Origin of the sequence: Streptomyces spororaveus, from assembly GCF_016755875.1 — a bacterium.
Lineage (GTDB): Bacteria > Actinomycetota > Actinomycetes > Streptomycetales > Streptomycetaceae > Streptomyces > Streptomyces spororaveus.
Window position 1 is genome coordinate 6,721,377 of the sequence record NZ_BNED01000005.1, and the last position, 23,948, is coordinate 6,745,324.

Consider the following 23,948-nt stretch of genomic DNA (forward strand, 5'->3'; position numbering starts at 1 on the left):
ACGGAATGAGACATGAGTGTCTCATTCGGGGTATGCTTGTCTCATGGCCATGGATCGTGACCAGGTGCTCCGCGATGCGGCCGCCCTGCTTTCCCGCAAGTCGACCGCCACGATGGACGAGGTCGCCCGCGCCGCCGGAATCGGGCGCGCGACCCTCCATCGGCACTTCGCCGGACGCGACGCCCTCGTACGGGCCCTCGAAGACCTCGGCATCCGCGAGTTCGAAGTGGCGTTCGACAACGCCCGTCTCGACGAGGGCACCGCGGTCGAGGCCCTCAAGCGCCTCGTCGCCGAGTCCGAGCCCAACGCCCAGCTGCTGGCCTTCCTCGTCACCGAGAACCAGCTGTTCGAGGGCGACGAGGTGAACGAGGGATGGGCTCGGCTCGACGCCCGCGTCGGCGCCCTCTTCCGGCGCGGCCAGGAAGAGGGCGACATCCGGATCGACCTGAGCCCCGCATGGCTCACCGAGGCCCTCTACGGCCTCGTCGGCACCTGCGCATGGGCCGTCATGGACGGCCGGGTCGCCGCCAAGGACTTCCAGTACATGATCATCGAGCTGTTGCTCGGTGGCGCCAGACGGAGTGTGGAGAAATGAGCACCACGCAGCAGCTGAACAGCCCGACCGGGACGGAGGCCAGGAGCCGCGGCCGCTGGCTCGCCCTGGGCGTGCTGGTGCTCGCCGTGCTGCTGGTCGCCGTCGACGCGACCGTACTCGGCCTCGCCACCCCCGCACTCTCCGAGGACCTCAAGCCGTCCGGCACCCAGCTGCTGTGGATCGGCGACATCTACTCCTTCGTCATCGCCGGGCTCCTGGTCTCCATGGGCAGCCTCGGTGACCGCATCGGCCGCAAGAAGCTGCTGCTCACCGGCGCCGCCGCGTTCGGTGCCGTGTCCGTGCTCAACGCCTACGCGACCAGCCCCGAGATGATGATCGTCGCCCGTGCCCTGCTGGGTGTGGCCGGTGCGACCCTGATGCCGTCCACCCTCGCGCTGATCCGCAACATCTTCCACGACCCGAAGGAGCGCAGCCTCGCCATCGGCATCTGGGGCGCCACCGCCTCGGCCGGTGCGGCCGTCGGCCCGGTCGTCGGCGGAGCCCTCCTCCAGCACTTCTGGTGGGGCTCGGTCTTCCTGATCAACCTCCCCGTGATGATCGCCCTAGTCGTCGTCGGAATCAAGCTGCTTCCCGAATCCCGGAACCCGGTCGCCGGTCCCTGGGACCTCGTCAGCGTCGGCCTCTCCCTCGTCGGCGTCATCAGCGTGGTCTACGCCGTCAAGGAAGTCGCCACCCACGGCGTGACCTGGGAGGTCGCGGGTACCGCGATACTCGGGGCGGGCGCCCTGTACGCCTTCGTACGCCGCCAGTTCAGCCTGCCGTCCCCGCTGCTCGACATGCGGCTCTTCAAGCACCGCGGCTTCTCCGGGGCGGTCCTCGCCGACCTGCTCACCGTGTTCGGCCTCTCCGGACTGGTCTTCTTCCTCTCCCAGTTCCTGCAGCTCGTCCAGGGCCGCGACCCGCTGGAGGCCGGCCTCGCGGAACTGCCCGCCGCAATCGGCGCGGTGGTCACCGGCCTGATCGCGGGCCGCTACGCCCGCCGGTACTCGGTACGGAGCATCGTGGCCGGCGGCCTCGGCGCCATCGGCCTGGCCCTCGCGGTGCTCACCCTGATCCACAAGGAGAGCGGCTACCCGCTGCTCGGCGCGGCCCTGCTCGTCGTCGGCCTCGGTGCCGGCTTCTCCTTCACCGTCACCGCCGACGTGATCCTCTCCAGCGTCCCCAAGGAGCAGGCCGGTTCGGCCTCCGCCGTCTCCGAGACGGCGTACGAACTCGGCGCCGCCCTCGGTATCGCCCTGCTCGGCTCCATCGTCACCGGCGTCTACCAGAGCTTCACCGCCCCGGCCGCGGTCGCGGGCCCGGTCGCCGACGCCGCGCACGAATCCCTCGGCGGCGCCGTCGAGGCCGCCAAGGCGCTGGACCCGCACACCGCCCAGGTGATGGTGGGCGCCGCCCAGGACGCCTTCGTGGACGGGCTGCGGCTCGCCTCCGGCGTCGGCGCGGCCGTGCTGCTGGCCACCGCCGTGGCCGCCTGGTTCCTGCTGAAGGGCCAGCGGCTGCAGGAGGGCGTCGAGCACTGACGCCCCCGCCGAAGGGATGGCGTTCCGGCCGGAGTTGACAGTTCGTCGAACCGCGGGACACCATCCCGGCGATGGAGATCAACGATCTGACCCCGGCGGAACGCCGCGTCTGGGAGGCCTTCCCGCGCGGCGACGGGGTCGACTTCCGCGCCGCCCCCGAGGACAGCTCCGTCGACGGAGCCGACTGGGGACCGGAGCGCACCCTGCGCGCCGAGGTGCTGCGGGCGATCCTGCTGGGCGCCTGTCCCCCCGTGCAGGGCCGGATCCCCGGTCTCAAGATCAAGGGCGCCAAGATCGTGGGCAAGCTCGACCTGCGCTACGCCGTCATCGACCACCCCATCCGGATGCGCGACTGCTGGTTCGAGCGCAAGCCCCTGGTCTACGGGGCCCAGCTGCGCGCCCTGGTCCTCGGCTACTCCACCCTGCCCGGCCTGACCGCCTCGACCCTGCGCGTCGAAGTGGTCCTGCGGCTCTCCTGCTGCCGGATCGCCGGCCCCGTACGGCTGCAGGGCGCGAAGATATCCGGGGGCCTCTTCCTCCAGGGGGCCGTGATCGGGCCCACGGCGGGCGAGGAGGCGGATGAGCCCCCGCTCCAGCTCAACCACATCGAGGTCGACACCGACATCATCGCGAACGACCTGACGGTGCACGGCCAGCTCCGCCTCAACGGGGCCACCGTCGGCGGCCAGATCCAGCTCGACCGCGCCCGCCTGCTCGCCCCCGGCGGGATCGCCCTGCACGCCGAGAACCTGACCGTCGGCACCGACCTGCGCGCACACCGGCTGAAGGCCCGCGGCATGGTCAACCTCACCGGCTCCCGGATACCCGGCCAGGCCTACCTCACCCGCGCCGACCTCGCCAACCCGGACGGGACCGCCCTGCGCGCCTCCAGCTGCACCATCGGTGAGCTGTGGCTGCGCCGGTGCGATCCCGTCCGGGGCGATGTGAACCTGCGCCGGTCCACCGTCGACCTGCTCCACGTCGACCCGCAGGCCTGGCCCGAGCGGATCGCCATCGACGGCCTGACCTACCGCACCCTCGCCCCGCACCTCCCCGCCGAGCAGCGGCTGCCCGCCCTGGAGCGGGAGGAGTCCGGGTACCTCACGTACGCCTACGAACAGCTCGCGGCGGCCTACCGCACGGCGGGCGACGAGGCGGCCGCCCGGACCGTCCAGCTCGCGAAGCTGCGCAGGCACCGCCACACCCTGCCCCGGGCCGCCCGGTTGTGGGGGCTGCTCCAGGACGTCACCGTCGGCTACGGCTTCCGGCCGCTGCGCGCGGCGGGCTGGCTGACGGCCCTGCTGATGACCGGGTCGATCGCGTACGGGATCGACCCGCCGCGTGCCCTGAAGGCAGGGGAGGCGCCGGACTTCAACGCGGTCTTCTACACGATCGACCTCATGGTGCCGATCGTCGGTTTCGGCCAGGAGGGGGCCTTCGCACCGGGCGGCTGGCACCAGTGGCTGTCGTACCTGCTGATCGTGACCGGCTGGATCCTCGCCACCACCACGGCGGCGGGCGTCAGCCGGTCACTCCAGCGTCAGTAGGCCCGGGTCGGGCCGACCGGTCAGGCGGCCTTGGCCTTGGTGGCGTACATGTCGACGTACTCCTGGCCCGAGAGGCGCATGACCTCGGCCATCACCGAGTCGGTGACGGCGCGCAGCACGTAGCGGTCGCGGTCCATGCCCTCGTAGCGGGAGAACTCCATCGGCTCGCCGAAGCGGACGGTGACCCGGCCCGGACGCGGCATGCCGGCGCCGCCGGGCTGGAGCTTGTCGGTGCCGATCACCGCGAACGGCACCACGGGGGCCCCGGTCATCAGGGTCAGGCGGGCGATGCCGGTGCGGCCGCGGTAGAGCCGGCCGTCGGGGGAGCGGGTGCCCTCGGGGTAGATGCCGAAGATCTTGCCCTCTTCGAGGATCCGGCGGCCGGTCATCAGGGCCGCGACTCCGCCGTTGGCGCCGTCACGGTCGACGGGGATCATGCCGGAGCCGGTGAAGAACCAGGCCATGGCGCGGCCCTTGACGCCCTTGCCCGTGACGTACTCGTCCTTGCCGATGAAGTGGACCGTACGGTCGCACACCAGCGGAAGGATCATGGAGTCGATGAAGGTGAGGTGGTTGCCCGCCAGAATCACCGGGCCGGAGCCGGGGATGTTCTCGATGCCCTCCACGCGGGTGCGGAACATCATGCGCATGACCGGTCCGACAGTGGCTTTGATGAGCTTCGTACGGAACAACGTGGGCCCTCCGGCATCGAAAAGCGGTTCGCGCACCCACCACACGGCGGGAGCGCAGGTGAGGACGATACTCGCGGGTCAGGTCCGAGCGCACATCGGGTTCACGTGTCGGATACAGAGTGTTGACGCACGTTTGCGCCAAGTTCCCCGGATGGGCCCTCTTCGCACGCCCTTCGGCCACCACCTTTTGCCTACCATCTGCACGCCGATCGCGGGCCGCGACACGGCGTTCACGACGAGGAGTGGGCACTCATGACACAGAGTGGGGCAGCGCGGCGCACGGTCCTGGGGGCGGCCGTCCTGGCGGCGGGGACCGGATTCACCGGACTCGCGGCGGGTTCCGCCGCCGCGGCGGACGAGGCGGACGGCCAGGTGTACGGCGACGGGCACGGCGAAGGGGGCTACCGGGACCTCCCCCACCCGACGGTCATCGGCCATCGCGGAGCCAGCGGCTACCGGCCGGAGCACACGATCGGCTCCTACCAGCTCGCCCTGGACCTGGGCGCCGACGTGGTCGAGCAGGACCTGGTCCCGACCCGCGACGGCCATCTGGTGTGCCGCCACGAGAACGAGATCGGCGGGACCACGGACGTCGCCGAGCACCTCGAATTCGCCTCCCGGCGCACCACCAAGTCCGTCGACGGGGTCGCCGTCACCGGCTGGTTCACCGAGGACTTCACCCTGGCCGAACTGCGGACCCTGCGCGCGAAGGAACGTATCCCGGCCGTCCGCCAGCGCAACACGCTCTACGACGGCCAGTGGGCCGTGCCCACCTTCGAAGAGGTGCTCCGCTGGGCCGACCGCGAGGGCAAGCGGCGCGGCAGGCGGGTGTGGCTGCACGTCGAGACCAAGCACCCCAGCTACTTCCGGGGCCTCGGCCTCGGCCTGGAGGAGCCCCTCGCCAAGCTCCTGCGCCGCTACGGGCGCGACGGGTGGGGCGCCGCCGTCTTCCTCCAGTCCTTCGAGCCCTCCAGCATCCAGCGCCTGGCCCGGCTGGTCTCCGCGCCCCGCGTGGTGCTGCTCTCCGCGGGCAATACCCGTCCGTGGGACTTCGAACTGGCCAAGGACCCGCGTACGGTCGCGGACCTGGTCAAGCCCGAGGGCCTGAAGTGGATCTCCGGCTTCGCCCAGGGGATCGGCCCGACCATGGACCTGATCCTGCCGCGCGACGCGGACGGCAGGCTCGGCACGCCGACCACCCTGGTGAAGGACGCCCACGCCCGCGGACTGCTGCTGCACCCCTATACCGCGCGCAACGAGAACAGCTTCCTGCCGGCCGAGTACCGCAGGGGCACCGACCCGGCCGCGTACGGGGACGCCTTCGGCGCCTTCCGGACCTACTTCGAACAGGGCATCGACGGGATCTTCACCGACAACCCGGACACCGGACTGCTCGCGGCGGAGGCCTTCCGGCCGGGCCGACGCCCCGCCAACCGCTGAGCGCCGTCAACCGCTGAGCGCCGCTTCCCGTACGAGTGGGCCGGGCCCGGTGGGGAAACCGTCCGGCCCGGCCCGCTCGTCCCGCCCGGCATGGACCTGTTGAAGGCTGATTACCTCGACAAGCTGGGCCCGCTGCTCTCCGCCGAGGCGGCGGCGGAGGCCCCGGGTGCCGGAGTGGACGCGGCCGACCTGGAACAAGCCGTCTGGGTCAGGCTGCTGGAGAGCGGCCGCCACGCCCCCGATCCGGCCGAGCCCGCCGAGTCGGCGCGGTGGCTGCGCCGGGCGGTCCGGGCGGAGGCCCGCCGGGCCCGGCGCCGGGCGCGCCGGGAGATCCCGTACGACCACCGCCCGCACACCGCGGACGGCCACCGCGGGCACGCTACGGACACGAGCACACCGGCCGGGGCGGCCGCCGGGGCCGAGCCGGAAGGGGCCCTCCTGAACGGCGAGGAGAACCGGGCCCTCCGATCGGCGGTCGCCCGGTTGCCGGGACGCTGTCCCGAGCTGATGAAGGCACTTCTTTCGCCCAGAGACCTCACTTACCGTGAAATCGCAGGAGAGTTGGGTATCTCACAAGGAAGTTTGGGGCCCGTGCGTTCCCGTTGCCTGGGATGTCTGCGCAGAATGCTGGCTGCAGAGGTTGCGGCTCCTGGCCTGCGGGGAAAGGAGCGGTAGACCAACGGGCTACCAGGTGAGCTGGAGGCATGCGCACATGGGCATGAGCGTGACCATTTCGGCGGCGGCTGCCGAGGACGCTGAGCAGATCTTCAAACTGCAGTACCTGGCCTTCCAGCGGGAGGCGGAGCTCTACGGCAACTACCTCATCCAGCCGCTCACCCAGTCCCTGGACTCCCTCAAGGGCGAACTGGCGACGGGCACCGTCCTGGTGGCCCGGCTCGGCGACGAGATCGTCGGGACCGTGCGCGGCAGTGTGGACGAGGACGGCACCGGCAAGATCGCCAAGCTGTGCGTGCATCCGCGTCTGCAGGGTCACGGTCTCGGGGCGCGCCTGCTGCGCGCGGTCGAGGAGGCCCTGGCGAGCCCCGGCAACACCACCCGCTTCCGCCTGCACACCGGGCACAAGAGCGAGTCGAACCTGCGCCTCTACCGCAAGGCCGGATACGTCAGGGTCGGCGGCCGCACGGCGTCCGACGGCGTCCAGCTGGTGATCCTGGAGAAGGAAGCCAAGGACCCGACCGACTTCACGGTCAGCGCGTAGCCGCTTCCCCGCGCTTGCGCAGCCAGAGCATCCCGGTGATCGGCAGGATCACCGGGATGAACAGGTAGCCCATCCCGAACTGGGACCACACGGTCGTGTCGGGGAAGGACTCGGGTCGCACCAGGGTCCAGGTCCCCACGGCCAGCACGCCCGCCAGCTCGGCGGCGCAGCAGATCAGCGCCGCCTTGCGGGCCGTTTCGCCGCCGCGCACCAGCGAGTACGTGATGAACGCGTAGGCCAGCGCGGCCACGGCGGACAGCGCGTACGCGAGCGGCGCGCGGTCGAACTCGGTGGAGATCTGGAAGGCCGAGCGGGAGACCGCGCCCACCACCATCACCCCGTACAGCCACACCAGCAGCAGACCGGGCCCGGAGACCAGCCGCTTGCGCCCGTCGGCGGTGGCCGGGGTGGCGGCGCCGGTGGCGTTCGTCGTGTCGGAGTCAGGCACCGGCGGTTCCCCAGATGTCGTAGAGCCGTACTTCGAGGACGGCGAGCACGACGGCGCCCGCGGCCACCGTGATCGATCCCCACTTGGTCCGCTCGGTCAGCGAGAGCATCCCGGCCGCCGGTACCGCGGCGAACGCGCCCACCAGGTAGGCCACGAAGATCACCGTGCCCTCGTCGGGCTTCTCGCCCTGGGCCAGCTTGACCAGGCCGATCACCAGCTGCGCCAGGACCAGCACGGTCACGACGGCCATACCGATGAAGTGCCAGTCCTTGGTCGGCTGGTCCCGCCATGCGGCGTGGCCGCACCAGGCGGCGAGGGCGAGTGCGGCCACGCCGATGGCGACCGTCAGGGCGTCGAGCATGCAGCGAGGGTATTACGGGCCGAAAGACCCGATGCGCGCACCCCTGTGCCCCGACCGTGGTCTTGACCACAGCGGGCCCCGTCGCCGCACGCCGCAGGGGGCGGGCCGCACGGGCCTCGGTACCCCTGTCGGTGCAGGTCAGCGCGGCTGGGCGGCCTCGGTGCGGAGGGGTGGCCGCGAGGGGTGGAGTCCGGTATGCGGTCGCATAGCGTCCGCTATTCGGACGCCGTTGATCGGTCAGGGGATAGGTCTGGTTTACTGGGGCCCATGACCACGACGAGCAGCCGCACCCTTGCGACCGAGGCGACGATGACGCCCGGTGCTCGTTGTATGTGTCGAATGTGCGCCTTCTGAGGGCCCCCTCCTGAGCCTCGCGCCCCGAAGCGAGACCAGTCGCGCCCGTGCTTCGTCCCCTGATGAACAGCACGGCTCGTCCATGCCCCGCGCACGTGTCGACGTCATCGTTTTCTGACGGTTCGTCCCGTATCGCGTCCCCAGATTGTTTGCCCCGTGCCCGGCACCCCGCTGCGCCGTGCACTCGACAGCGACGGAAATCCTGTGATCACCACATCGGGCCTCACGAAGGTCTACCAGTCCCGTGGCCGCGAGGTCACCGCCCTGGACGGCGTCGATCTCCACGTCCGTGAGGGCGAGGTCTACGGAGTCATCGGCCAGAGCGGCGCAGGCAAATCCTCCCTGATCCGCTGCGTCAACCTGCTGGAGCGCCCCACCACCGGCACCGTGACGGTCGACGGCGTCGACCTCACCGCCCTCGCCGGCCGCGGCCGCCGCGCCGGCAAGGAGCTCCGCGAGGCCCGCAGCCGCATCGGCATGGTCTTCCAGCACTTCAACCTGCTGTCCTCGCGCACCGTCCAGGCCAACGTCGAGCTGCCCCTGGAGATCCTCGGCGTCTCCGGCCGCGAGCGCTCCCGCAAGGCCCTCGAACTCCTCGACCTGGTCGGCCTCGCCGACAAGGCCAAGGCCTACCCGACCCAGCTCTCCGGCGGCCAGAAGCAGCGCGTCGGCATCGCCCGCGCCCTGGCCGGCGACCCCAAGGTGCTGCTGTCCGACGAGGCCACCAGCGCCCTGGACCCCGAGACCACCCGCTCCATCCTCAAGCTGCTGCGCGACCTCAACCAGCAGCTCGGCCTCACCGTCCTGCTCATCACGCACGAGATGGACGTGGTCAAGACCGTCTGCGACTCCGCCGCGCTGATGAAGAGCGGCAGGATCATCGAGTCCGGAACCGTCGCCGAACTCCTCGCGACCCCCGGCTCCGAGCTCGCCGGCGAGCTCTTCCCGGTCACCGGCTCCGCCACCGGCCCCGGCCGCACGGTCGTCGACGTGACCTTCCACGGCGACGCCGCCGCCCAGCCGGTCATCTCGCAGCTCTCGCGCACGTACAACATCGACATCTCGATCCTCGGCGCCGCGATGGACACCGTCGCGGGCCGCCAGATCGGCCGCATGCGCATCGAACTGCCCGGCGGCTACGAGGAGAACGTCGTCCCGGTCGGCTTCCTGCGCGAGCAGGGCCTCCAGGTCGACGTGGTCGACGACCCCGAAGACGCCGACGCCGAGCTCGCCCAGCTCGTCAAGGATGGTGCCAAGTGACCTGGTCCGAAATGCAGCCCCTGCTCACCCAGGGCACCTACGACACCCTCTACATGGTGCTGTGGTCCACCCTGGTGACCGTGCTCGGCGGCCTGCCCATCGGCATCCTGCTGGTCCTCACCGACAAGGGCGGCCTCCTGCAGAACCAGCCGCTCAACAAGGTCCTCGGCGTGATCGTGAACATAGGCCGCTCGCTGCCGTTCATCATCCTGCTGATCTTCCTGATCCCGGTCACCACCGCGGTCGTCGGCACCTTCATCGGCCCCACCGCCATGATCGTCCCGCTCGCCATCGGCGCCATCCCCTTCTTCGCGCGCCTCGTCGAGACGGCCGTCCGCGAGGTGGACCACGGCCTGATCGAGGCCGTCGAGTCCATGGGCGGCGGGATCCCCACCCTGGTCGGCAAGGTGCTCCTCCCGCAGGCCCTGCCGTCCCTGGTCGCCGGTGTCACCACCACCGTCATCACCCTCGTCGGCTACTCGGCCATGGCCGGCGCGGTCGGCGGCGAAGGACTGGGCTCCAAGGCCATCACCTACGGCTTCCAGCGCTTCGAGACCGGCTTCATGATCGCGACCGTCGTGGTCCTGATCGCCCTCGTCACGGTGATCCAGCTGCTCGGCGACGGCGCGGTCCGCCTCCTCGCCCGCCGCGGCCGGACCGCCTGAGAAGACTTCCCCCCCAACAGAGCCCGCACTTGTCGTGCTTGGGCCACCACCAGCAAGTCCTCGGTACTTGTTCAGCAAGAAAGGCACTCTTCGTGCGTAAGAACATCAAGCTCACCGCCCTCGCCGCCACGGCCACCGCGCTCGCCCTCGGCCTCACCGCCTGCGGCAGCTCCTCCGACCCGTCCTCGGCGAAGGCCGGCGGCGGCAAGGCCGACGAGAGCAAGCCCCTCGTCATAGCGGCCTCCCCGAGCCCGCACGCCGACGTCCTGAACTTCGTCAAGGACAAGCTCGCGGCCAAGGAAGGCCTCAAGCTGGAGGTCAAGGAGTTCACGGACTACGTCCTGCCGAACACCGCCACCGAGCAGGGCCAGGTCGACGGCAACTACTTCCAGCACAAGCCGTACCTCGACGACTTCAACAAGAAGAACGGCACGCACGTCGTGCCCGTCGTGAACGTGCACCTGGAACCCCTCGGCCTCTACTCCAAGAAGATCAAGGCCATCGGCGACATCAAGGCCGGCCAGACCATCGCCGTCCCCAACGACACCACCAACGAGGGCCGCGCGCTGCAGCTGCTCGCCGCGAACAACCTGATCACCCTCAAGGAGGGTGTCGGAACCGGCGCCAAGCTGTCCGACATCACCGACAAGAAGGGCCTGGAGTTCAAGGAGCTGGAGGCCGCCACGGTTCCGCGCGCCCTGAACGACGTGGACGCCGCGGTCATCAACGGCAACTACGCCCTGGAGGCCAAGCTGTCGCCCGCCGAGGACGCGCTGATCCTGGAGAAGGCCGAGGGCAACCCCTACGCCAACTTCCTCGCGGTCAAGGACGGCAACCAGAACGACCCGCGGATCCAGAAGCTGGCCAAGCTCCTGAACTCCGACGAGGTCAAGAAGTTCATCGAGGAGAAGTACCAGGGCTCGGTCGTCCCGGCCTTCGGCGCCCCGGCCGCCTCCTGAACCGGTACCACCTGATCCGGTTCGTCCCGGACCGGTCATGAATCTCGGCCCCGCACGCACCTGACGGCGCGCGGGGCCGAGCTCTGCCCGCTTCCGGGCAACCCGGCCCTGCACATCACCCGGTCGATGCTGCATGCTGTGGCCTACGAACCGCACGCACGGTCCCGCACGAACGGTCCCGCACCGCGGTCGCATCGCACCACGGTCGCACCACGGTCTCAGGCATGGAGCTGCGCATGACTACCACCTTCCCGGACGTCACCATCAGCACGGACCGGCTGGTGCTGCGCCCCTTCGAGGAAGAGGACGTCACCGCGCTCACCGAGATGATGAACGACGAGCACATCACCGCCTGGACCGGCGTGCCCCACCCGTACACCCACACCGAGGCGCACGCCTGGGCCACCCGGCACTCCCACGCGGAACGCACCGAGGGCCGCGGCATCGTCTTCGCCGTCACCGAGTTCCTCACCCAGCGCCTCGTCGGCATCGTGCACCTGCAGAGCACCAACTGGCACACCCGCGCCACCGAGGTCGGCTACGTCACCGCCCCCTGGGCCCGCGGCGAGGGCTACGCCAGCGAATCCGTCCTGGCCGTCGCCCAATGGCTCTTCCGCGACCAGGGGTTCGAGCGCCTCGAACTGCGCACCGCCGCCGACAACACCGCCTCGCAGCAGGTGGCCCAGAAGATCGGCTGCATCAGCGAGGGCGTCCTGCGCAACGCATGGATAGTCCGTACGCAGACGGCCGACGGCGGCTGGGCCGACACCCGCACCGACCTCATCGTCTGGAGCCTGGTCCCCGAGGACCTCGACGAGGGCGACGGCTACGACGGGTACGACAGCTACGACACCTACGGCGAATACGCCCGCAGCAGCGCCTTCCCGCAGCACGTCGACGTGAACGGCCACCCCGTCGGCGCCGACCGGAACTGAACCGACAACCGGGTAGTCTCACCGTGCCCGCCCCGACGCAAGCCCGACCGACCCCCAGACCAGGAGACTGACGACGATGGCCGACCGGGTCACGGTGATCGGCTGGGACGGTTCGCCCCTGACCGCGGGCGCCCGGTCCGCGCTCTCCGCCGCCACCCTCGTGGCCGGCGCCGCGCACCACCTCGCCCTCCCCGAAGTACCGCCCACCGCGGAACGCATCCGCCTGGGCAGTGTCGGCCTCGCCGCGCGGCGCATCGCCGGCCACCGCGGTACCGCCGTGGTCTTCGCCGACGGGGACCCCGGCTTCTTCGGAGCCGTACGCACCCTGCGCGCCCCGGAGCACGGCCTGGAGGTCGAGGTCGTCCCGGCCGTCTCCTCCGTGGCCGCCGCCTTCGCCCGCGCCGGCATGCCCTGGGACGACGCCCAGGTCGTCGTCGCCCACCCCCGCACCCTGCGCCGCGCGGTCAACGTCTGCCGCGCCCACGCCAAGGTCGCCGTCCTCACCTCACCCGGCGCCGGCCCCGCGGAACTGGCGCTGCTCCTCGAAGGAGTCCACCGCACCTTCGTCGTCTGCGAGGAACTCGGCACGGACCGCGAGCAGGTGAGCGTCCTCACCTCCGACCGCGCCGCCGACCACAGCTGGCGCGACCCGAACGTCGTCATCGTCATCGGCGGCGGGGGACCGGCACCCGCCGACGCGGGCTGGCTCCTCGGCCAGAGCGCCGCCCGGTCCGCCGACCGCGGCTGGGCCGGACCCCAGGCCGACGCGGGAGAAGGCGAGTCCGCGCAGCTCCGCGCCGCCCAGCTCGCCCGGCTCGGCCCGCGCACCGGCGACCTCCTCTGGGACATCGGCGCCGGATCCGGCGGCGTGGCCGTGGACGCGGCCGTCCTCGGCGCCGCCGTCATCGCGGTGGACGCCGACCCGGCCGCCTGCGACCGGGTAACTGCCGCCGCCCGCAAGCGGGGAGTGCAGCTCCAGGCCGTCGCCGGGCGCGCGCCGCACGTACTGGAGAGCCTGCCCGAGCCCGATGTCGTGCGCGTCGGCGGCGGAGGTGCCGCCGTCGTCGCGGCCGTCGCCGAACGCCGCCCCGAACGGATCGTCAGCCACGCCTCCACCCGCGACGAGGCGGAGGCGATCGGCAGGGCACTCACCGAACACGGTTACGCCGTCGAGTGCGCGCTGCTCCAGTCCGTCGGCCTGGACACCCGGACCTGGACCGAACAGGACCGTTCCGTGGTGTTCCTCCTGGCAGCGGAACGCCCCGCCACGCGCTGAGACGAGGGCCGGGGTAGGCTGGCCGATCGTCGTACTGCCTCGGACGATTCGGGCATCGCGACACCGCCTGGACGCGCGACGTGGCGCAGTCCACAAAGGACCGTGACGGTTATGGCCGCCACGATGGTCGACGGGCGCGACAATGCTTACTGGTTGTCGTGCAGGCGTATGCGAGACGAGTTCGTCGCACCGCAACCCCGCAGGCAAAACCGCTCGGCGGACTCGTGGGCGACCGGGCGATCGAAGAGGCAACACCGATGGGCGAGGGGTAAGCATGACTGACACCGGCCAGGTCCCGGGCGAGGGTCTCCCGGACAACGCGGGCATGGTGGATCAGCAGAGCGTCCCCGCTCCGGTCCAGATCCCCGCACCGATTCCCCCCGGCTACGCCTTCCAGGACCTCATGGACAACCCGGCCGAGCCGGAGGACGAGGAACTGCTGCTGATGCCGAGCGGCCAGGGCGCGTGGAGCGACCCGCAGGTCGTCCCGCAGGCCCCCGCCTTCCCGGCCGCGCCCCAGCTCGGCGAGCCGCAGATGTACCCGGACCTGTCCTACTCCGCCGAGCCCGCCTACCCCGAGGCCCCGGCCGCGTTCAGCGAGTTCCCCCCGCCCGTGTTCCCCGACGGCGGCTACAGCGCGGGCGCGCACGAGACCGGCGGCCGTGACTCCGGCGCGCTCGACCTCGGCGGGCTCGTCGTCCCGCCCCCGGCGGCCTCCGTCGCCCCGGCGGCCCCCGCGGCCCCCGTCCGGCGTCCCCTGCACATGGGCCCGCCCATGCCCGAGGCCAACGGCGGAGTCGTGCGGTCCCTCGCCGACCGGGGCCCGGCCGCCGCGCCCGCCCAGGCCGCCCCGACGGCCGCCCCGCTCGGCGCCGTGGCGACGACCCCGCTCCACCAGGCCGGCCCCCCGACCTTGGGGCCCGAGTACCTGGACATCCCGCGCGCCGAGCCCGCAGCGGCCCCCGAGGCCCAGCCGGGCGAGATCCCGCCGCAGGGCGGGGCCCCGTGGACCCCGGAGTCCGTCCCCGCCCCGGAGCCGGTGGCGGCCGAGCCGGCCCGGGACCCCGAGCCGGTGGCGGTCCCCGTAGCCGCCGAAGCCCCCGAGCCGGTAGCGGCCGCCGTCGAGCCGGAGCCGCAGCCGGTGCCCGTGCCGGCGGAGACGGCGGCTCACCCGCCGCAGCCCGAGGCCGTTCCGGCCGAGGCGCTCCCCGCGGCGGCGGAGACCCCCGAGCCGGTGGCCGCGGAGCCGGTGGTCGCCGAGGTGCCCGCCGTCGTACCCGTACCGGTCGCCCCCGCGGAGCCGGCCGTACCGGTCGCCCCCGCGGAGCCCGCCGAGCCCGTCCAGCCGGTGCTCGCCGAGGCCGTGCCCGCCGAGGCCGTGCCCGCCCCGGTCGAGCCGGCGGCCGTCGAGCCGCAGCCCGCCCCGGCAGCCCCCGAGGAGCAGCCGGCCGAGCCCGTCGCGCCCGAGCCCGTGGCGGTCGTCGCCCCGGTGGAGGCCGCCGAGCCCGTGCAGCCGGTGCTCGCCGAGGCCGTGCCCGCGGAGGCCGTGCCCGCCCCGGTCGAGCCGGCGGCCGTCGAGCCGCAGCCCGCCCCGGCAGCCCCCGAGGAGCCCGCCCCGGCCGCCCCCGCCGAGCCGGCCGAGGCCGTCGCCCCGGCGGACCAGCCCGAGGCGGAGTCCGAGACCGGGCCCGAGGCCGCCGTCGCGGCCGAGCCCGCCGCCGGCGAGGCGGCCCCCGGCTACGCCGACGCCGAGCGCGAGGCCGTCCTGCGCGTCATGCGCGAGCGCCGCGACATCCGCAAGGGCTTCCGTACCGATCCGATCCCCCACGAGGTGCTGCTCCGCGTCCTGGAGGCGGCCCACACCGCGCCCAGCGTCGGCCACTCCCAGCCCTGGGACTTCGTCGTCATCCGCTCCGCCGAGACCCGCCGGACGATGCACGAGCTCGCCCAGCGCCAGCGCGAGGCGTACGCGAAGTCGCTGCCCAAGGGCCGGGCGAAGCAGTTCAAGGAACTCAAGATCGAGGCCATCCTCGACACCCCGGTGAACATCGTCGTGACCGCCGACCCCACCCGGGGCGGACGCCACACCCTCGGCCGGCACACCCAGCCGCAGATGGCCCCGTACTCCTCGGCCCTCGCCGTCGAGAACCTCTGGCTCGCCGCGCGCGCCGAAGGCCTCGGCGTCGGCTGGGTCAGCTTCTTCGACGAGCGTGAGATGGTCCGCGAGCTGGGCCTGCCCGAGCACCTCGAAGTCGTCGCCTACCTCTGCGTCGGCTACGTCGACGAGTTCCCCGAGGAGCCCGAGCTCGCCCAGGCCGGCTGGTCGCAGCGCCGCCCGCTCTCCTGGGTGGTCCACGAGGAGACCTACGGCCGGCGCGCGCTGCCCGGCGAGGAGCCGCACGACCTGCTCTCCGAGACGGTCGCAAGCATCCGCCCGCTCGACGCGAAGGCTCTGGGCGAGGCCTGGGAGCGCCAGAAGCGCATGACCAAGCCCGCCGGGGCCCTGGGCATGCTGGAGATCATCTCGGCCCAGCTGTCCGGCCTCTCCCGCGTCTGCCCGCCGCCGATCCCGGAGCCGGCCGCGGTCGCGATCTTCGCCGGTGACCACGGTGTGCACGCCCAGGGCGTCACCCCGTGGCCGCAGGAGGTCACCACGCAGATGGTGGCCAACTTCCTCGGCGGCGGAGCGGTCTGCAACGCCTTCGCCAACCAGGTCGGCGCCGAGGTCTGCGTGATCGACGTCGGTGTCGCGGGCGACCTGCCCGCCACCCCGGGCCTGCTGCCCCGCAAGGTCCGCCCCGGCACGGCGGACCTCTCCACCGGCCCGGCGATGACCCGCGAGGAAGCCATCGCGGCCATCGAGGTCGGCATCGAGACGGCCCGCGACCTCGTCGCGGCGGGCAACAAGGCGCTCCTCACCGGCGAGATGGGCATCGCGAACACCACGGTCTCCGCAGCCCTGATCTCGGTCTTCACGGGAGTCGACCCGTCGGAGGTCACCGGCCGCGGCACGGGCATCAACGACGAGACGCACGCCCGCAAGGTCGAGGTCGTCCGCCGCGCCCTGGAACTCCACCAGCCCGACCCGGCGGACCCGATCGGCGTCCTCGCGGCCATCGGCGGCCTGGAGCACGCGGCCATCGTCGGCCTCCTCCTCGGCGGCGCGTCGCTGCGCACCCCGGTGATCCTGGACGGCGTGAGCGCCGGAGCGGCCGCCCTGGTGGCCCGCGCCATCGCCCCCGAGTCCCTGTCGGCGTGCATCGCGGGCCACCGCAGCGCCGAGCCGGGCCACGTCGCCGCGCTCAACAAGCTGGGCCTGCGCCCGCTGGTCGACCTGGACCTCCGCCTCGGCGAGGGAACGGGCGCCCTGCTCGCCCTTCCCCTGGTCCAGAGCGCGGCCCGCGCGATGCACGAGGTCGCCACGTTCGACTCGGCGGGCGTCACCGAGAAGTAGTACTCCGGCGGACCGTGGGGCGGGGAGGGGCACCGCCCCACCGCGAAGCCAATCCCAGCCCCGCCGGCGATTGAGGCGCGGGGTCCGGGGCGGAGCCCCGATCCGTGACCGGCACCCACGTACGGCAGGGGCCGGACCCGGCACCACCCACCCCGCACCCGGGGCCCGGGGCGCAGCCCCGTCCGCGCCTCGGGACGGCCCGCGCCGTATGGTGGACCCGCACCGAGAATCCGCACGTCAGCACACCGCCGCTCCAGAGCCGCAGCGGCAAGACAGAACGACTGCCGCACCAGGAGCCGCACCGCCATGGCCGACAACCCCGCCTACCCCGTAGGACTCCGCCTCGCCGGCCGCCGCGTCGTCGTCATCGGCGGTGGCCAGGTCGCCCAGCGCCGCCTCCCGGCGCTCATCGCGGCCGGCGCCGACGTCCTGCTCATCTCGCCCTCGGCCACCCCTTCCGTGGACGCCATGGCCGAGACCGGCGAGATCCGCTGGGAGCGCCGCCGCTACCGGGACGGCGACCTCGCCGACGCCTGGTACGCGCTGATCGCCACCCAGAACCGCGAGGACAACGAGCGCGCCTCCGCCGAGGCCGAGCGCGAGCGCGTCTGGTGCGTCCGCGCCGACGACGCCTCCGCCGCCACCGCGTGGACCCCCGCGACCGGCCGCATCGAGGGCGTCACCGTCGCCGTGCTGACCGGCAACGACCCCCGCCGCTCCGCGGCCGTCCGCGACGCCGTCGTGGAGGGGCTGCGCGACGGCACCCTCACCGCCCCCGCCCACCGGCACAAGGCCACGCCCGGCGTGGCCCTCGTCGGCGGCGGCCCGGGTGACCCGGACCTGATCACCGTGCGCGGCCGCCGCCTCCTCGCCGAGGCCGACGTGGTCATCGCCGACCGGCTCGGCCCCCGCGACCTGCTCGACGAGCTTCCGCCGCACGTCGAGGTCATCGACGCCGCGAAGATCCCGTACGGCCGGTTCATGGCCCAGGAGGCCATCAACAACGCCCTGATCGAGCACGCCCGGGCCGGCAAGGCCGTGGTCCGGCTCAAGGGCGGGGACCCGTACGTCTTCGGCCGCGGCATGGAGGAGCTCCAGGCCCTCGCCGAGGCCGGCATCCCCTGCACCGTCGTCCCCGGCATCTCCAGCTCCATCTCGGTCCCCGGCGCCGCCGGCATCCCGGTGACCCACCGCGGTGTGGCGCACGAGTTCACCGTCGTGAGCGGCCACGTCGGCCCCGACGACCCGCGCTCGCTCGTGGACTGGGCCTCGCTCGCCAAGCTCACCGGCACCCTGGTGATCCTCATGGGCGTCGACAAGATCGGCCTGATCGCCGCGGCACTGGTGCGCCACGGCCGCTCCGCGGACACCCCCGTCGCGGTGATCCAGGAGGGCACCACCGCCACCCAGCGCCGGGTGGACGCCACCCTGGCCACGGTCGGCGAGACCGTGCGCGCCGAGGAGGTCCGTCCCCCGGCCGTCATCGTCATCGGCGAGGTCGTCCGCGTGAACGGCCCGGGCGACCGCCCCCTCCCCACCATCGGCGCCTGACAGGCCGTTGGCACCGCACCCAGGACAAGGCAGTATCACCCTGTGGCTGATCTCATCACCATCACCGACCCCGACGACCCGCGCCTGCGCGACTACACGGGCCTGACCGACGTCGAACTCCGGCGCCGGCGCGAGCCCGCGGAAGGCCTTTTCATCGCCGAGGGCGAGAAGGTCATCAGACGCGCCAAGGACGCCGGATACGAGATGCGCTCGATGCTGCTCTCCGCCAAGTGGGTCGACGTCATGCGCGACGTCATCGACGAACTCCCGGCACCGGTCTACGCGGTGAGCCCCGAGCTCGCCGAGCGCGTCACCGGCTACCACGTGCACCGCGGGGCCCTGGCCTCCATGCAGCGCAAGCCGCTGCCCACGGCCGAGGAGCTGCTCTCGACGACCCGCCGCGTGGTCGTCATGGAAGCGGTCAACGACCACACCAACATCGGGGCCATCTTCCGCAGTGCCGCCGCCCTCGGCATGGACGCGGTGCTGCTGTCGCCCGACTGCGCGGACCCGCTCTACCGCCGCTCGGTGAAGGTCTCCATGGGCGCGGTGTTCTCCGTCCCCTACGCCCGCCTGGAGGCCTGGCCGAAGAGCCTGGACTCGGTCCGCGAGGCGGGCTTCAAGCTGCTCGCCCTCACCCCGCACGAGAAGGCCACGCCGATCGACGTGGCCGCGCCGCAGTCCCTGGAACGGGTCGCGCTCATGCTCGGAGCCGAGGGCGACGGCCTGTCCACGCCCGCGCTGGTCGCCGCCGACGAGTGGGTGCGGATTCCGATGGCGCACGGCGTGGACTCGCTGAACGTGGGCGCCGCGGCCGCGGTCGCCTTCTACGCGGTGGCGCAGGGCCGCGCCGCCCAGTAGGCGCCGGGGCTACAGCTTCTGGGCCGCCGCGATGCCCAGCGCCACGATCAGCGTCACCACGACGAACACGATCAGCCGCTGCCGCATCAGCTTCGGGTCCGGCCGCGAGGGGCGCCGTCCCGTCCCCGTCGTCCTGGGGGCCGGACGGCCGCCCGTACGGCCCGAGGTCGGCCGGGAGGACGGGCCGCCGGGGTGCTGCGGGTTGCGGGAGGACGAGGGCCGCGAGTGCGGGCCGCTCGGGGACCCGCCCTGTGCCCGGGGTGTGGTGCCGCCGCCCGTACGACGTTCCGTGCGCCGGCCCGGGTACTCCTCGGCCCCGCCGATCCGCTCCGCCTCCGGGAGCCGCCCGGTGGGCCGCTCGACCCGGGCCCGCTGGGCCGGCGGGCGCCCGTCCGAGAGCCCCTGGGCCTCACGGGCGGCGATCTCCTTGAGCCGCATCGACAGCTGGAGCGTACTGGGGCGCTCCTCGGGATCCTTGGCGAGGCAGGCCCGTACCAGGGGCGCCAGCGCGTCCGGGACGCCCTGCAGGTGCGGCTCCTCGTGCACCACGCGGTACAGCATGACCTCGGAACTGCCGTGTCCGAAGGGCGAGTCGGCGGTGGCCGCGTAGGCCAGGGTGGCGCCGAGGGCGAAGACGTCGGTGGCCGGGGTGACGACGGCGCCGCGCACCTGCTCGGGTGCGAGGAAGCCGGGGGAGCCGACGGCCGTACCCACATGGGTGAGGGTGCTCGCCCCGGTGGCCCAGGCGATCCCGAAGTCGATGATCCGGGGTCCCTTGGGCGACAGCAGGATGTTCGAGGGCTTGAGGTCGCGGTGCACCACGCCCGCCTCGTGGACGGCGACCAGGCCCTCGGAGAGCGCGGCGCCCACGGCGGCGATCTGCGCGGCCGTCAGGGGGCCTTCCTCGGCCACCTTGTCGTGCAGCGAGGGGCCGGGTACGTACTGCGTCGCGAACCAGGGGCGCTCGGCCTCCAGGTCCGCCGCCACCAGGCGTGCGGTGCACCCGCCCCGGATCCGCCGGGCGGCGGACACCTCGCGGGCGAACCGCGAGCGGAACTCCTGGTCCTCGGCCAGATCCGGCCGGATGACCTTGAGCGCGACACGCTGCCCGCGCCGGTCCGATCCCAGATAGACCACGCCCATGCCGCCGGCGCCGAGACGCCGGTGCAGTCTGAACGAGCCGACGACACGCGGGTCCTCGCGCCGGAGCCGCATCATCGCCATGTCCACCCCGCTGACCGGTCGTCCTGTTGACGTGCCACAGCTTACGGACCATCCGGCATGCGTGCTCAGAGGCCGCGCCCTCGCCGGGGGATTCGATTGTCAGTGCGCCACAGCACACGTGAGGGGGCGTCGGTGCCGCCGCCCGGGAACGCTCCCGCACCGGCCGGTCCGGCCAAGCACCCCTTGTGACAAGGGGATTGGCGCCCCGGGGCGGCTCCGGGCCCACTCCGGCGTGCCGGTACGCCGCTCCTGCCCGAGTCGATCTTGCCGGCGGCCGGGGGGTGGACGCGCGGCCACAGGGAGTGACGGAAGTGAGCGAAGTCACTACCCTCCGGTCATCCCCTCGGGGAAGACCCCCAGAACGGGGGAGCGGTCTCCACCCAGGGGAGTACACGGGGCGGTCCCCGTCATCCTCCTGGAGGCCCGGCAATGGGTACGAGGGCATGAGGCCAGGAGCCGTCCGCCCGCCTAGTGTTGAAGACAAGCGGCGGGTGGCGCACTCGTCCCCCGAGGTCACAAGCCCGCCGCTGCCAGACGACAGGGAGAGGACCATGGCGGACATCGCACGGCACGGGCGCAAGGCATTCGCGTTCAACGGCCACGAGTCCGGTACCCGCCACCCCCTGGTGGCCGCGGCCATGGTGCTCCCCCTGGCCGCCCTGCTGCTCTTCCTCTTCGGAGGTTTCGATCAGCTGGCGGCGCAGGCGTCGTCCGTGGGTCTGATGCTGGGGCGCTGAGCGGCGCTCCAGGTCCGGGAGAGCGGCCCGGACCGGGACATCAGCCTGCCGAACCCCGTGGGGACGGGGGAGCGGCGGACGGACGGCAGGTGAAGGGTGCTGCCCGTACGACTGGGGAGTCGGACGGGCAGCACCCTTTGTCATGCACCCCGGCCGACCCGTGTGGGGGAACGCGAAAGCCCCGACCGTGGGAACGGCCGGGGCTTTCAGGTGGTGCGCGATACTGGGATTGAACCAGTGACCTCTTCCGTGTCAGGGAAGCGCTCTCCCGCTGAGCTAATCGCGCGGGCTCCGCAGCTCGAAAGCCGCAGGTGAAACAAGGTGGAGCAGGTGCTGCGTGCGCGATACTGGGATTGAACCAGTGACCTCTTCCGTGTCAGGGAAGCGCTCTCCCGCTGAGCTAATCGCGCGGGGATCCTTGCGGATCAGTGGACGATACTGGGATTGAACCAGTGACCTCTTCCGTGTCAGGGAAGCGCTCTCCCGCTGAGCTAATCGTCCTTGGAGGTGGAGACGGGATTTGAACCCGTGTAGACGGCTTTGCAGGCCGTTGCCTCGCCTCTCGGCCACTCCACCCGGAGCTGCGGGGGTTCTCGGGAAGATCCCCCACTTCGAGCGGACGACGAGACTCGAACTCGCGACATCCACCTTGGCAAGGTGGTGCTCTACCAACTGAGCTACGTCCGCAGGTCACCGTGTTCGCTCCGGGGTTTTTCCCCTTCGCTCCCTGGCGACGTGTTGAACTCTAGCGGATTACCGGGCCAGCTCAAAAACGCGTTTCCGCAGCGTGCTGCGGCTCGATCACCACAGGTCACCCGCCCGTCACCGCACCGGCGCCGTGTCGTCACCGGTCATAGACTCGCAGCCGTGCACGACCTGCCTCCCATGGCCCGCTTCGGCGGCCTTCTCGCGACCGACCTCCGAGACGTCACCAGCGATCCCGCAGCCCTCGACTCCACCGGCTTCTGGGCGGTGTCCGCCGACTTCGAGGGGCGGCTCGTCTGCGCGCGCTTCGGCGACGTACGCCGCGAGCCGGTCCCCGCGCCCGTCCCGGGCGCCTGGCGCGGCCCCGACCCCGACCGGTGGACCTCCTCCCTGGACCGCGCCGCGTACGTGGCCGGCGTACGGCGCATCCGTGAGCACATCGCCGCGGGTGAGGTCTATCAGGCCAATCTCTGCCGGGTGATGTCCGCGCCGCTGCCCCGTCCCGGCAGCGCCGACGTCGACGCGCTCACCGCGCTCCTCGCGCGCGGCAACCCCGCACCCTTCGCAGGAACGATTCGCCTGGCCGCGCACGGCGTCGAGATCGCCACCGCCTCCCCCGAACTCTTCCTGCGCCGGACCGGCCGGCACATCGAGTCCGGACCCATCAAGGGGACCGGCCGCACCGCCGACGACCTGCTTCCCAAGGACCACGCCGAGAACGTGATGATCGTGGACCTCGTCCGCAACGACCTCGGCCGGGTCTGCGCCACGGGCTCCGTCACCGTCCCCGAGCTGTGCGCCGTCGAGGAGCACCCGGGCCTGGTCCACCTCGTCTCGATCGTGAGCGGCGAGCTCGCCGACGGCGCCGGCTGGCCGGAGCTGTTCGCCGCCACCTTTCCGCCCGGTTCCGTCACGGGCGCCCCGAAGTCCTCCGCCCTGCGCATCATCGAAGCTCTGGAAACCGCCCCGCGCGGCCCCTATTGCGGAGGCATCGGCTGGGTCGACGCGGACCGGGGCGCGGCCGAGCTCGCCGTCGGCATCCGTACCTTCTGGATCGACCGCGAGGCCGCCGGCGGCCCCCGCCTGCTCTTCGGCACCGGAGCGGGCATCACCTGGGGCTCCGACCCCGACCGCGAGTGGGCGGAGACCGAACTCAAGGCCGCCCGGCTCCTGCGCGTGGCCACGGGTCACGAAGTCAGCGGTGGTACGCAGGGGACGAACGGAACGATCGGAAGGACCGCACCATGAAAATCTGGCTCGACGGAGCCCTGACCGAGGTGGACAGCGCGAAGGTGTCCGTCCTCGACCACGGCCTGACCGTGGGCGACGGCGTCTTCGAGACGCTGAAGGCGGAGCGCGGCCGCGCCTTCGCACTCACCAGGCACCTGGAACGGCTGACCCGCTCGGCCCGGGGCCTGGGTCTGCCGGACCCCGACCTCGACGAGGTCCGCCGGGCCTGCGCCGCCGTACTGGAGGCCAACCCGCTGGAGCACGGGCGGCTGCGCATCACGTACACCGGCGGGGTCTCCCCGCTCGGCTCCGACCGCGGGGACGCCGGGACCACCCTGATCGCCGCCGTCGCCGACTCGCCCCGCCGCCCGGACACCACCGCCGTCGTCACGGTCCCCTGGGTCCGCAACGAGCGTTCCGCCGTGGCCGGGCTGAAGACCACCTCGTACGCCGAGAACGTGGTCGCCCTCGCGGCCGCGCACCGGGCCGGGGCCTCCGAGGCGCTCCTCGCGAACACCCTCGGCCGCCTCTGCGAGGGCACCGGCTCCAACGTCTTCGTCGTGCTCGACGGGGAACTGCACACCCCGCCGGTGGCCTCGGGCTGCCTGGCCGGGATCACCCGGGCCCTGATCGTGGACTGGGCCGGGGTCAAGGAGACCGACCTGCCCTTCGAGGTGCTGGAGCAGGCCGAGGAGGTCTTCGTGACCTCCTCGCTGCGCGACGCCCAGGCGGTGCTGCGGATCGACGACCGCGAGCTGGGGACCGCCCCCGGGCCGGTCACGGCCGAGGTCATGCGGATCTTCGAGGTGAAGGCGGGCGCGGACCTCGACCCGTAGAGCGACGGGCTGCGGTGCGGCTCGCGCCGGAGGAAGGGCTGTCGCGGCGGCCGCGGGA

At 72.4% G+C, this 23,948-nt stretch carries 21 protein-coding genes and 5 tRNA genes; 17 read left to right on the forward strand and 9 right to left on the reverse strand.

Annotation, left to right across the window (positions count from 1 at the left end):
- Window positions 1–43: 43 nt before the first annotated feature.
- The 3 genes from Sspor_RS32895 to Sspor_RS32905 all read left to right on the forward strand — a co-directional run bounded on the left by Sspor_RS32895 (window position 44) and on the right by Sspor_RS32905 (window position 3,683).
- The gene (locus Sspor_RS32895) at window positions 44–595 is read left to right on the forward strand and encodes a TetR/AcrR family transcriptional regulator (RefSeq protein ID WP_202202343.1); all 552 of its coding nucleotides are present in this window, start codon (window positions 44–46) and stop codon (window positions 593–595) included.
- Complete coding sequence (locus Sspor_RS32900; protein WP_202202344.1) at window positions 592–2,136, forward strand: MFS transporter; 1,545 nt, start codon at window positions 592–594, stop codon at window positions 2,134–2,136. Before Sspor_RS32895 ends, Sspor_RS32900 begins: the two co-directional genes overlap by 4 nt.
- 71 nt (window positions 2,137–2,207) lie before the next feature.
- The gene (locus tag Sspor_RS32905; RefSeq protein WP_202202345.1) at window positions 2,208–3,683 is read left to right on the forward strand and encodes a membrane-associated oxidoreductase; all 1,476 of its coding nucleotides are present in this window, start codon (window positions 2,208–2,210) and stop codon (window positions 3,681–3,683) included.
- A 20-nt stretch (window positions 3,684–3,703) separates the two neighbouring features.
- Here the strand turns inward: Sspor_RS32905 and Sspor_RS32910 are convergent, their stop codons facing one another.
- Window positions 3,704–4,333 carry a lysophospholipid acyltransferase family protein gene (locus tag Sspor_RS32910; protein ID WP_237404129.1) on the reverse strand — a complete coding sequence of 210 codons (630 nt, stop codon included), beginning with the start codon at window positions 4,331–4,333 and terminating at the stop codon, window positions 3,704–3,706.
- A 294-nt stretch (window positions 4,334–4,627) separates the two neighbouring features.
- Here Sspor_RS32910 and Sspor_RS32915 point away from each other — a divergent pair, with 294 nt between their 5' ends.
- The 3 genes from Sspor_RS32915 to Sspor_RS32925 all read left to right on the forward strand — a co-directional run bounded on the left by Sspor_RS32915 (window position 4,628) and on the right by Sspor_RS32925 (window position 7,034).
- Window positions 4,628–5,815 carry a glycerophosphodiester phosphodiesterase gene (locus tag Sspor_RS32915; protein ID WP_202202347.1) on the forward strand — a complete coding sequence of 396 codons (1,188 nt, stop codon included), beginning with the start codon at window positions 4,628–4,630 and terminating at the stop codon, window positions 5,813–5,815.
- A 90-nt stretch (window positions 5,816–5,905) separates the two neighbouring features.
- Entirely contained in the window at window positions 5,906–6,490 is a 585-nt protein-coding gene (locus Sspor_RS32920; protein WP_202202348.1) for a sigma-70 family RNA polymerase sigma factor, read from the forward strand.
- 37 nt (window positions 6,491–6,527) lie between these two features.
- Window positions 6,528–7,034 (forward strand): GNAT family N-acetyltransferase, encoded by a 507-nt coding sequence (locus Sspor_RS32925; RefSeq protein WP_202202349.1) that lies wholly within the window; start codon window positions 6,528–6,530, stop codon window positions 7,032–7,034.
- Here the strand turns inward: Sspor_RS32925 and Sspor_RS32930 are convergent.
- Both Sspor_RS32930 and Sspor_RS32935 read right to left on the reverse strand, forming a co-directional pair.
- Window positions 7,024–7,482 (reverse strand): hypothetical protein, encoded by a 459-nt coding sequence (locus Sspor_RS32930; RefSeq protein WP_202202350.1) that lies wholly within the window; start codon window positions 7,480–7,482, stop codon window positions 7,024–7,026. The genes Sspor_RS32925 and Sspor_RS32930 overlap by 11 nt on opposite strands.
- A complete protein-coding gene (locus Sspor_RS32935) occupies window positions 7,475–7,843 on the reverse strand; it encodes a hypothetical protein (protein WP_109780868.1) in 369 nt (122 codons plus the stop codon). Before Sspor_RS32935 ends, Sspor_RS32930 begins: the two co-directional genes overlap by 8 nt.
- Window positions 7,844–8,401: 558 nt before the next feature.
- On the opposite strand from Sspor_RS32935, the gene Sspor_RS32940 reads away from it, so the two are divergent.
- The 8 genes from Sspor_RS32940 (at window position 8,402) to Sspor_RS32975 (ending at window position 19,158) form a co-directional block, all read left to right on the forward strand.
- A complete protein-coding gene (locus Sspor_RS32940; protein ID WP_202202351.1) occupies window positions 8,402–9,457 on the forward strand; it encodes a methionine ABC transporter ATP-binding protein in 1,056 nt (351 codons plus the stop codon).
- Window positions 9,454–10,122, forward strand: a complete 669-nt coding sequence (locus tag Sspor_RS32945; protein ID WP_202202352.1) for a methionine ABC transporter permease — start codon at window positions 9,454–9,456, stop codon at window positions 10,120–10,122. The genes Sspor_RS32940 and Sspor_RS32945 overlap by 4 nt, the downstream gene beginning before the upstream one ends.
- 92 nt (window positions 10,123–10,214) lie before the next feature.
- Window positions 10,215–11,081 (forward strand): MetQ/NlpA family ABC transporter substrate-binding protein, encoded by an 867-nt coding sequence (locus Sspor_RS32950; protein WP_202202353.1) that lies wholly within the window; start codon window positions 10,215–10,217, stop codon window positions 11,079–11,081.
- Window positions 11,082–11,317: 236 nt separating this feature from the next.
- Complete coding sequence (locus Sspor_RS32955) at window positions 11,318–12,016, forward strand: GNAT family N-acetyltransferase (protein WP_202202354.1); 699 nt, start codon at window positions 11,318–11,320, stop codon at window positions 12,014–12,016.
- Between the two features lie 76 nt (window positions 12,017–12,092).
- On the forward strand, window positions 12,093–13,292 hold the full coding sequence (gene cbiE / locus Sspor_RS32960; protein ID WP_202202355.1) for a precorrin-6y C5,15-methyltransferase (decarboxylating) subunit CbiE: 1,200 nt from the start codon (window positions 12,093–12,095) through the stop codon (window positions 13,290–13,292).
- A 274-nt stretch (window positions 13,293–13,566) separates the two neighbouring features.
- Window positions 13,567–16,746 carry a nicotinate-nucleotide--dimethylbenzimidazole phosphoribosyltransferase gene (gene cobT / locus Sspor_RS32965; RefSeq protein ID WP_202202356.1) on the forward strand — a complete coding sequence of 1,060 codons (3,180 nt, stop codon included), beginning with the start codon at window positions 13,567–13,569 and terminating at the stop codon, window positions 16,744–16,746.
- Between the two features lie 306 nt (window positions 16,747–17,052).
- Window positions 17,053–18,297 carry a uroporphyrinogen-III C-methyltransferase gene (gene cobA / locus Sspor_RS32970; RefSeq protein WP_202202357.1) on the forward strand — a complete coding sequence of 415 codons (1,245 nt, stop codon included), beginning with the start codon at window positions 17,053–17,055 and terminating at the stop codon, window positions 18,295–18,297.
- 42 nt (window positions 18,298–18,339) lie between these two features.
- A complete protein-coding gene (locus tag Sspor_RS32975; RefSeq protein ID WP_202202358.1) occupies window positions 18,340–19,158 on the forward strand; it encodes a TrmH family RNA methyltransferase in 819 nt (272 codons plus the stop codon).
- 9 nt (window positions 19,159–19,167) lie between these two features.
- On the opposite strand, the gene Sspor_RS32980 is transcribed toward Sspor_RS32975, so the two are convergent.
- Entirely contained in the window at window positions 19,168–20,382 is a 1,215-nt protein-coding gene (locus Sspor_RS32980; RefSeq protein WP_202202359.1) for a serine/threonine-protein kinase, read from the reverse strand.
- Between the two features lie 527 nt (window positions 20,383–20,909).
- Here Sspor_RS32980 and Sspor_RS32985 point away from each other — a divergent pair.
- Window positions 20,910–21,119, forward strand: a complete 210-nt coding sequence (locus Sspor_RS32985; protein WP_372499811.1) for a hypothetical protein — start codon at window positions 20,910–20,912, stop codon at window positions 21,117–21,119.
- A gap of 211 nt (window positions 21,120–21,330) precedes the next feature.
- On the opposite strand, the gene Sspor_RS32990 is transcribed toward Sspor_RS32985, so the two are convergent.
- The 5 genes from Sspor_RS32990 to Sspor_RS33010 form a co-directional block, all read right to left on the reverse strand.
- A tRNA-Val gene (locus Sspor_RS32990) sits at window positions 21,331–21,405 on the reverse strand.
- 52 nt (window positions 21,406–21,457) lie between these two features.
- Window positions 21,458–21,529 (reverse strand) — tRNA-Val (locus Sspor_RS32995).
- Between the two features lie 19 nt (window positions 21,530–21,548).
- A tRNA-Val gene (locus Sspor_RS33000) sits at window positions 21,549–21,620 on the reverse strand.
- Between the two features lies 1 nt (window position 21,621).
- Window positions 21,622–21,695: transfer RNA gene (locus Sspor_RS33005), tRNA-Cys, on the reverse strand.
- A 38-nt stretch (window positions 21,696–21,733) separates the two neighbouring features.
- Window positions 21,734–21,806 (reverse strand) — tRNA-Gly (locus Sspor_RS33010).
- Window positions 21,807–21,986: 180 nt separating this feature from the next.
- Between Sspor_RS33010 and Sspor_RS33015 the strand changes: the two genes are divergently transcribed.
- Window positions 21,987–23,072, forward strand: a complete 1,086-nt coding sequence (locus tag Sspor_RS33015) for a chorismate-binding protein (RefSeq protein WP_202202361.1) — start codon at window positions 21,987–21,989, stop codon at window positions 23,070–23,072.
- Window positions 23,069–23,890 (forward strand): aminotransferase class IV, encoded by an 822-nt coding sequence (locus Sspor_RS33020; protein WP_202202362.1) that lies wholly within the window; start codon window positions 23,069–23,071, stop codon window positions 23,888–23,890. Before Sspor_RS33015 ends, Sspor_RS33020 begins: the two co-directional genes overlap by 4 nt.
- Window positions 23,891–23,948: the final 58 nt, after the last annotated feature.

Bases quoted from the DNA above. Each gene is read 5' to 3' on its own strand.
- cobT (WP_202202356.1), top strand. From the start codon at position 13,567: ATGACTGACACCGGCCAGGTCCCGGGCGAGGGTCTCCCGGACAACGCG.
- Sspor_RS32955 (WP_202202354.1), top strand. From the start codon at position 11,318: ATGACTACCACCTTCCCGGACGTCACCATCAGCACGGACCGGCTGGTG.
- cobA (WP_202202357.1), top strand. From the start codon at position 17,053: ATGGCCGACAACCCCGCCTACCCCGTAGGACTCCGCCTCGCCGGCCGC.
- Sspor_RS32980 (WP_202202359.1), bottom strand. From the start codon at position 20,382: ATGGCGATGATGCGGCTCCGGCGCGAGGACCCGCGTGTCGTCGGCTCG.
- Sspor_RS33020 (WP_202202362.1), top strand. From the start codon at position 23,069: ATGAAAATCTGGCTCGACGGAGCCCTGACCGAGGTGGACAGCGCGAAG.
- Sspor_RS32935 (WP_109780868.1), bottom strand. From the start codon at position 7,843: ATGCTCGACGCCCTGACGGTCGCCATCGGCGTGGCCGCACTCGCCCTC.
- Sspor_RS32895 (WP_202202343.1), top strand. From the start codon at position 44: ATGGCCATGGATCGTGACCAGGTGCTCCGCGATGCGGCCGCCCTGCTT.
- Sspor_RS32910 (WP_237404129.1), bottom strand. From the start codon at position 4,333: ATGCGCATGATGTTCCGCACCCGCGTGGAGGGCATCGAGAACATCCCC.
- Sspor_RS32905 (WP_202202345.1), top strand. From the start codon at position 2,208: ATGGAGATCAACGATCTGACCCCGGCGGAACGCCGCGTCTGGGAGGCC.
- cbiE (WP_202202355.1), top strand. From the start codon at position 12,093: ATGGCCGACCGGGTCACGGTGATCGGCTGGGACGGTTCGCCCCTGACC.
- Sspor_RS32915 (WP_202202347.1), top strand. From the start codon at position 4,628: ATGACACAGAGTGGGGCAGCGCGGCGCACGGTCCTGGGGGCGGCCGTC.
- Sspor_RS32920 (WP_202202348.1), top strand. From the start codon at position 5,906: ATGGACCTGTTGAAGGCTGATTACCTCGACAAGCTGGGCCCGCTGCTC.
- Sspor_RS32900 (WP_202202344.1), top strand. From the start codon at position 592: ATGAGCACCACGCAGCAGCTGAACAGCCCGACCGGGACGGAGGCCAGG.
- Sspor_RS32925 (WP_202202349.1), top strand. From the start codon at position 6,528: ATGGGCATGAGCGTGACCATTTCGGCGGCGGCTGCCGAGGACGCTGAG.